We start from the raw sequence: 7,459 nt of genomic DNA, 5'->3' as shown, positions 1-7,459 counted from the left end.
GTGTCCTCGAAACAGCGGTGGATCGCCAGCAGGATTTCAGAACTCGAACACGCCGCGGGCGTGCAGCCGCGGCTCACCGCTGCGGGTGCTGCCGCTGTCGCGCAGCGGCCAGCCCACGTCAAGCGCCAGGCTGGCGTATTGCTTCGCGTACAGCCGCAGGCCGAAGCCGGTGCTCAGCAGCTGGAAGCGGGCGGTCTGTTGCGGCAGCGGCGAGCGCAGCTGCAGGTAGGCGCCCTCGGCGAAGGCGTGGACTTGCAGCCCGGCGAGCACCGGCCAGTGGTCGAGCGCGAAGTTCGGTGAGCGCAGCTCCAGCGTGCCGTGCAGCGCGGTGTCGCCCACCGCAGCGGCTTCCAGGTAGCCGCGCACGCTGTCGGCCCCGCCGGCGACGAACTGCTCACTGCTGATCAACGGCTGCGCGCTGATCTGGCCGTCGAGCTTGCCGAAGGCGCTGAGCCCGCGCGGCAGCTTCTGGGTGCGCGCCAGGTCGAACTTGAGAATCGAGAAATTGCTCTGCGCGCGGTAGCGCTTGTTCTCGAACTGCGACTCGTCGCTGGCCAGGCCGCGCAGCGCGAACGTCATGCCGACACCGGCCTGCCACTGCCCCGCGTCGTCGTCCCGGGTGAGGGCATAGCCCAGGCTGAAGGGCAGGTAGCGGATGGGCGTGGCAATGCCTTGCGCACCCACCGTCACGTCCTCCTTCAGGTCCTTGTAGTCGGCGCCTGCGGTGAGTGTGTGCACCAGGTGCGGGTTGCCCTCGAGCACGAAGATCTCGCGCAGGCCGTAGATGCTGCCGCGGCCGAAGACCGTGACATCGCCGACACCGGCAAACACCTGGCTGTTGGAGCGGATCGCCGAGAACACCAGCAGGTTCTCGCCCAGCGGCACGGTGTAGGAGCCGGAGAAGACCTCGACCTCGTCGCGGTTCTCGGGCGAGATCTGCAGCTGCACGCCGACACTGTGCTCGGCCTGCCACAGGTTGTCGTAGCGCAGCGAGCCCAGCAGCCGCGAGTGGGTGGTGTTGGCGCTGTAGTGGTTGTTGAGCTCCAGGCTGCCGTGCAGCGGAAGATGGTCTTCCACGGTCAGGTCCACCTCGGTGGTGCCCGGCGTCTTGCCCGGGCGCAGCAGCGGCGTCACGCGCCGGTCGGCCGAGCGGTTGACGCCGGCGAGCTGCGTGCTCACCTGCTTGAAGTTCGGCGTCTGGCCTTCGGCGAGTTCGGGCACCTTCTCGAGGATGCGCTCCTGCGAATAGTGCTGCGCGCCGACCACGCGCAGGCGCGCCACGGTGCCCTGGGTGACGTTGAGCACCACCACGCCGCTGCTCACGCGCTGCTCGGGGGTGTCGACCACCACGGTGCCGAAGCCGGCGTCACGGTAGGCCTTCTCGAGCGCGCTGCGCGCCGACTCCACATCGTCCGCGGTGCGGGATTCGCCGAGAAAGGGGTAGACCGCGCGCTCGATGCGCTCAGCGTCCAGCGCGGTGTTGCCTTCGATGCGGTATTCGAAGATGGCGAAGCGCGGGCCCTGCACCGCGGCTGCAACTGCGGCTGCGTCCGGGTCCTGTGCCCACACGACGGAACTCGACAGCGCCAGGGCCCATGCGGCCGCCCGCAAGCTCATGCGCCAGGTGAAGTGAAGCCGGGAAGCGCAAGCGTTCATCGAGTGTGAAATGGAAGGGCCGACACACGCTTGCGTGCATCCGACGGGCGAAGATTTCGATTGTCTGGACTTGTTGTGACATCTCTTCGGGGACAGCGTCCGCCGCAAGAGAGCAAACAGAAAAGCCAGCGCCCGGTTGGGGCGCTGGCTTGACGGCAAGCGTGCTGCGCCGGATCAGCGCAGCACTGCCCGCGCAGGCTCAGTTGAACAGCTTGGGGTTCTGGCAGTTGTTGAGACCGCTCGCGGTGATCTTGGTCCACGGGTTGATCGGGCTGGCAGCAACCGCGGCGTCGGTCGTGATGACCACCGGGTTCGGTGCCGCCTGGTTGCTCACCAGGGCCAGCAGGCCACCGCGGCCCCAGGTCTGCGTGTAGGCGCTGTCCAGCTGGGCAATGACGACCGGGTTGTTCAGGTCCGACGCGAACTTCGAGATCAGCAGGGCGTAGTTGCCGACATTGGTGGCCGACTTGTACTGGAAGGTATTTTCCGTGTACAGGCGGTATGCGCCGCTGGCGGTGTTGCGCTGCGTCGGGGCCACGCCGTCGATGGCGACGAAACGCCATGCGGCCGCACCGGGCTTCTCTTCCGTGGTGATGACACCGACAGCGCCGCGCCCGTTGGCATCGTGCGTGATCAGGCAGTTCCGGACGTCGCTGCCGCCCGAACCGGCGAACACGGTCGAAGCGACGGCCGTGCCGCAAGCGGTCGCGAAGGGTTCGCCGACCGTGTCGTTCGGGCTGTTGACGAACGGGTCGGTGTTGACCGAGCACGACTTGAAGCCTTCGCCGTTCCCGGAGCGGGCGGCCAGGGCTTCGAAGGTCTTTTGCGTGCCCGAGGAATTGACGCGGCGCGCGACGTAGATGCCGTCGTCGGCCAGCGCGGCGGTGGAGCCCACCGCCACGTTCATCGGGTAGCCGATGCCGGACCAAGTCTGGCCGGCCTGGGTGTAGATGGTGGTCAGCTGGGCGCTGGTGAGGCTGGGCATGTCGGCCTCGGTTTCACCGCCGACCGTCTTGCCCTGGTAGGCCTGGAGCTTGTTGCGCACCTTCAGCGAGACCGGGATGCCGAAGATCAGCGACGTGACCGACTTCTTGGTGAGCAGGGCCGTGGTGGCGGCCGGGGCGAAGAACTCGGGCTCCACGTCGGAGAAGCCGATCTTCGTGACCTGGTTGGTCGTGATGTTGCTGCCCGCGCAGCTGTACTTGGTGTACGCCGGCAGGGCGGTGTCGGTGAAGTCGGGCGCCACGGTCACGCAGTTGCCGCCGACGCCGACCGTCAGCTTGGTCAGGTCGAGGAAGGGCAGCGCGCTGCCGTTGGCCACCGGGGCGATGCCGCTGCCGGAGCCGCCGACCGAGTACTTGTAGATGGCCATCTTCGTCTTGCCGCCGGTCAGGTTGATCTGGCCGGTGCCGGCGCCCACGTCGGGCGAGCAGAAGTAGATGTTGTTGTTGGAGACAGCGTAGTGCGACATCGTGCCGGCCAGGCACAGCGCGCGGGCCATGCCGAGGATGCCGTTGTCCTGCGCGGAAGCGCCGGACACATAGAAGTCTTGCGTGGTGGTGGCGTTGTAGTCGGTCGGCAGCAGGCCGGCCGCGAACACGGACGAGGCGGCCAGGGTGCCGAGCGCGGCGCCAACAGCCAGGGTCAGGGTCTTGAGCTTCATGGTGAACTCCAGAAAAGAGGGTCTGTACGGTGTGTTCCGCCCAGCGCTCCGCCGGCCGGGGCTCCCTTTGCAGGAGCCCCGGGGATGCCGGAGCGTCAGGGGACTAGCGGATCAGGATCAGGCAGCGAGCTTGGCCTTGGCCTTGCGGCGGCCAACGCCCGCCAGACCCAGCAGGCCCGAGCCCAGCATCCAGGCGGCGGCAGGCAGCGGCACGGCTTCCGGTGCGCCGGCCAGCGCATAGGTCACGTCGCCGTTGCTGGCGAGCTTGAAGGTGGCGAAGTTGAGGCCGTTGCCGAACTGGGTCGCCACGGAGGCAGTCGCGTTGGCCAGGGTGCCCTGGCTGCGCACGTAGTAGTAAACGCTCAGCGCGCTGTCGAGCAGGCCGAGGCTCGCGCTACCTTGAGCGAAGTTGTCCGTGGCGTTGCTCTGCACGGCCGCGCCCGTGGCCGACAGTCCCATGGGGGCGTTGGCGCTGCCGATCGCGTTGAAGGCCGCAACGGCAGTCGTCACGGCGAGATTCGTGAAAGCACCCGGATTGTTGGCGGTCAGTAGGACACGGCTGACATTGTTGGTGCCCGCGACGGAAGCGCTGTCGCCCGCTGCGATCGTCCAGCGGACGTCCGCGGCGCTCGACTGGCCGGCGAGCCAGGTCGAGAAGGACGCGTCGGCGAAGTTGCTCTTCGTGGTCTTGTCGATGGTCAGGCCGGCGGTCGGCGTCTTGTCACCGGTCACCGCGCCGTCGCCGGCTGCGGTCGTGATGCTGCTGGGGAGGAACTGGTTGAGCGTGTAGCCCAGGTCGCGCACGTAGTAGGCGTTGGTGGACTGGTTGAACGCGGTCAGGAACAGCGAGCCGCTGCCCGTGGCGCCATTGACCAGATCGGCGTGCGCCGAGCTGGCGGCGATCATCGCCACGGCCGTTGCGATCATCTTCAGATTGAATTTCATCTCTCTCACTCCTGGTTGAAGAAGGTTGCTCTTGTCGAAAAAACTAGGCTGAGCCGTCGGATGCACCGGCCCGATCACGACACACACACGCTGTGCCGGGAACCAATTCACTGTAGGTTTCTCATGTGTCGTACATGGGTGGACGAAGCTGGCGGCCATGGCCCGTTCGGCTCGGTCCGCACCTCCCTCCGGCGCCACGGGACCCCACCCCTTCTCAGCCCACGACATTAGCGGCCGGGTGTGACGCGGGCTTGCGGTGAGCCGCGCGCTGCATAGTCCGCACGAGCTAGTCCCGGGTTGCGCCGCACGACCGGCGCGCAGCGCCGCCTCAGGGAAGGCGCGGTGGCAAGCCCGCGCCAGCCGCCACAGCGGCCCCGCGCACGGCGTCGTCGCTGCCGAAGACCCAGTCCCGGTAGCTGCGCGCTGCGGCAAAGGCTTCACGCGGTGCGAAGCCCGCCTTCTTCAGCGGCTTCTTCTGCGACAGGCTGTAGATGCCGACGATGCCGCCCTGCGGCGTCAACACCAGGCCCCATTCGGCCTTGCCGGTCATCGGGTCGGGGTACAGCTGGCGCAGGAAGCGCCGGGTGAAGGGCACGCGCGGGTCGCGCAGCAGTTGTTCCAGCGAGGTGGGCGCCGCCGGCGGCGCGCCGCCGAGCCCGCCCGCCGGCGCAACCAGCGGCGCGCCTGCCGCATAGCGCTCCAGTGCGGCGCGGTACTGGCGCCCGATGAACAGCAGTTCGCGCTCGCGTTCGCGCTGCGCCACCACCGACCACAGCGTGGAAGCGACCGCCGAGGTGATGCCCAGCAGCGCGACGAGGAACATCACGCCCACGTAGCTGAAGCCTGCCGCCCGCGGCCTCAGGCGGGTGCGGGTACGCGCCATGTCGGCTCCGCAGGCGTGCCGCCGGGAGCACTGCGCTGCCAGGCCTCCAGCAGCAGGCCCTCGAAGGCCCTGGTAAAGGCCTGTGGCTGCAGCAGGGGGCTGGCACGCAGCCGCGTGCGCGCTTGTGCGCGCCAGGCGGCAAGCGCCTGCGGCTCAGCCGCCAGACGCGTGGCGATGGCGACGAACTCGGCATCGCTGGTGGCGATCCAGTCTTTGTGCCCGATGGCGCTCAGCAGCGACGCGCCCATGCGCGACGGGTGGGTGCGCCCGGCCAGGGTCACCACGGGCACGCCCATCCACAAGGTCTCGCACGTGGTCGTGGCGCCATTGAACGGGAAGCTGTCGAGCGCGATGTCGATCTCGCGGTACAGCTCGAGATGGCTCACCAGATCGGGCCGCCAGGGGTTGAACACCAGGCGGTCGGGCGCAACGCCCTGCGCCTCGAAGAACTGCGCGATGTTCGCCTGGTTGGCCGGTTCGGCCAGCGAGCGGGTCTTGAGGAACAGGCGCGACCCCGGCACCGCGCGCAGCACCTGCGCCCACAGGCCCAGGGTGTGGTCGCTGAGCTTGGCGATGTTGTTGAAGGAGCCGAAGCTCACGCGACCGCTGCCGAGCACGGGCGGCTCGCCGGTGGGCGGCTCGGCGTCGGGGCGGTAGCAGAACATGCTGTGCGGGCAATGCAGCACCGCCTCGGCGGCGGGCGCCGGGTGGTCGGCGGTGTCGATCACGCGGTCGCTGATGCGAAAGTCCAGGGCCGGCAGACCGGTGACGGTGGGGTAGCCGAGGTAGCCGATCTGCACCGGCGCGACCCGCCTCGCAAACAGCGCCAACCGGCCGTGCGCGGTATGGCCGGAGAGATCGACGAGCACGTCGATGCCGTCGTCCCGGATGCGCGCGGCGAGGTCGCCGTCGAGCATCTCGGCGCAGTCCACCCAGTGGTGTCCGAGGCTCTTGAGCCGCGCCGTCACATCGTCTTCGAAGGCACAGTTGTGATAGCAGAACACCTCGAACCGCGCGTGATCGTGGCACGCCAGGATGGACTCGACGAAGTAGGTGACCGAATGCCGCCGGAAATCGCCCGAGACGTAGCCCACGCGCAGCCGGTCACCCGCGGCCAGCGCGCGCGGCACGGGACGCGGCGCACCGGAGTCGGCCCCGCGGCCGTAGGCGGCGTGCGCGTCGACCAGGGCCTGCGGGTCTTCTTCGTGGTAGAGCAAGGTCATCAGGTAGGCCGAGTAGCCGCCGGGGTGGTGGTCCATCAGCGCGACCGACTCGCGAAAGCGCTCCAGGGCCTCGCCGACGCGGCGCGACTGCGACAGCGCAGCGGCGATGCGCTGCAACGAGAAGGCGTCCGGTGCGAGCGCGTGGGCGTCGTGCGCGGCCTGGAGCGCCGCTGCCGACTGGCCCATGTCGTTGAGCACGGCCGACAGCGCGTTCAGCACCGGCGCGCTGGGCGGATTCAGGCGCAGCCACTTCTCGAAGCCTTCGCGGGCGAGGTCGTCGCATGCCAGCTTGCGCAGGCAGTGCCCGAGGTGGACGCAGCAGTCTTCTTCGCCCGGCTCGATGGAAAGTGCCTCGTTGAACGCACGTGCCGCCTCCGCGTAGCGATGCGATCGCATCAGCGTGACACCCAGGTTCTTGTGCAGATGCGCGTTGCGCGGCTCGAGCGCCAACGCGCGGCGCTGCGCGGCTTCGCCCTCGTCGCTGGGCCGTGCGGCCCGGTCCGGCTCGGCGTCGCGCAGCGCCTTCAGTGCCAGTGCGTTGCCCAGGTTGGCGTGAGCGGCCGCCAGATCCGGGTTGATCGCCAAGGCCCGCCGGTAGCAAGCGACGGCACCATCGAGATCGTCCAGGGTCTTCAAGGCGATGCCCAGGCTCACCTGGGCTTCGGCAAACTGAGGCTGCAATTCGATGGCGCGCCGGTAGGCGGCGACCGCAGGCTCCAGCGCGTCGGCTGCCTTGAGCACGCGGCCGTGGCTCAGATGGAATTCTGGCTGCTCGGGCGCGATCGCAATCGCTGCAATGACATGCGCCAGCGCGGCATCGGGCCGGTTGCTCAGCAAGGCGGCGACGCCCAGCAAGTGCTGCAGATCCGCTGAACCCTCGTGCTCCGGCAACAGGGCGCGGAGCAGCGCCTCGGCCTGCGCCGGCGCATTGCATGAAAGGTGGTGTTGCGCCTGCGTCAGCACCTCTCTCGGTGCGTTCGACCGCTCGTCGATGGGCGCGGGCTTCTGCAGCAACGAGGCCAGGGGCCGTGAACGTTCGGGGGAGGACATGCGCTCGCTGCTCTCGAAAGCCTCGCAGGATGCGAAACG

5 protein-coding genes are annotated in these 7,459 nt (G+C 68.7%); all 5 read right to left on the bottom strand.

Translation table 11 applies throughout. The features are described 5' to 3' along the window. Window positions 1-36: 36 nt before the first annotated feature. Window positions 37-1,617 (bottom strand): ShlB/FhaC/HecB family hemolysin secretion/activation protein, encoded by a 1,581-nt coding sequence (locus ACQY9S_RS04595; protein ID WP_428423385.1) that lies wholly within the window; start codon window positions 1,615-1,617, stop codon window positions 37-39. Between the two features lie 238 nt (window positions 1,618-1,855). Next, entirely contained in the window at window positions 1,856-3,319 is a 1,464-nt protein-coding gene (locus tag ACQY9S_RS04590) for a hypothetical protein (RefSeq protein WP_428423384.1), read from the bottom strand. Window positions 3,320-3,436: 117 nt separating this feature from the next. Then, complete coding sequence (locus tag ACQY9S_RS04585) at window positions 3,437-4,264, bottom strand: VPLPA-CTERM sorting domain-containing protein (protein WP_428423383.1); 828 nt, start codon at window positions 4,262-4,264, stop codon at window positions 3,437-3,439. Window positions 4,265-4,592: 328 nt separating this feature from the next. After that, window positions 4,593-5,147: a type II secretion system protein gene (locus ACQY9S_RS04580; RefSeq protein ID WP_428423382.1), complete on the bottom strand. Its 555-nt coding sequence runs from the start codon at window positions 5,145-5,147 to the stop codon at window positions 4,593-4,595. Further along, window positions 5,123-7,420: a tetratricopeptide repeat protein gene (locus ACQY9S_RS04575; RefSeq protein ID WP_428423381.1), complete on the bottom strand. Its 2,298-nt coding sequence runs from the start codon at window positions 7,418-7,420 to the stop codon at window positions 5,123-5,125. The genes ACQY9S_RS04580 and ACQY9S_RS04575 overlap by 25 nt, the downstream gene beginning before the upstream one ends. Window positions 7,421-7,459: the final 39 nt, after the last annotated feature.

This window comes from Methylibium sp. (assembly GCF_965279545.1).
Classification (GTDB): Bacteria; Pseudomonadota; Gammaproteobacteria; order Burkholderiales; family Burkholderiaceae_C; genus Methylibium.
Note: the sequence above shows the minus strand (reverse complement) of the source record. Positions and strands in the feature narration are given on the sequence as shown.

Bases quoted from the DNA above. Each gene is read 5' to 3' on its own strand.
- ACQY9S_RS04595 (WP_428423385.1), bottom strand. From the start codon at position 1,617: ATGAGCTTGCGGGCGGCCGCATGGGCCCTGGCGCTGTCGAGTTCCGTC.
- ACQY9S_RS04590 (WP_428423384.1), bottom strand. From the start codon at position 3,319: ATGAAGCTCAAGACCCTGACCCTGGCTGTTGGCGCCGCGCTCGGCACC.
- ACQY9S_RS04585 (WP_428423383.1), bottom strand. From the start codon at position 4,264: ATGAAATTCAATCTGAAGATGATCGCAACGGCCGTGGCGATGATCGCC.
- ACQY9S_RS04580 (WP_428423382.1), bottom strand. From the start codon at position 5,147: ATGGCGCGTACCCGCACCCGCCTGAGGCCGCGGGCGGCAGGCTTCAGC.
- ACQY9S_RS04575 (WP_428423381.1), bottom strand. From the start codon at position 7,420: ATGTCCTCCCCCGAACGTTCACGGCCCCTGGCCTCGTTGCTGCAGAAG.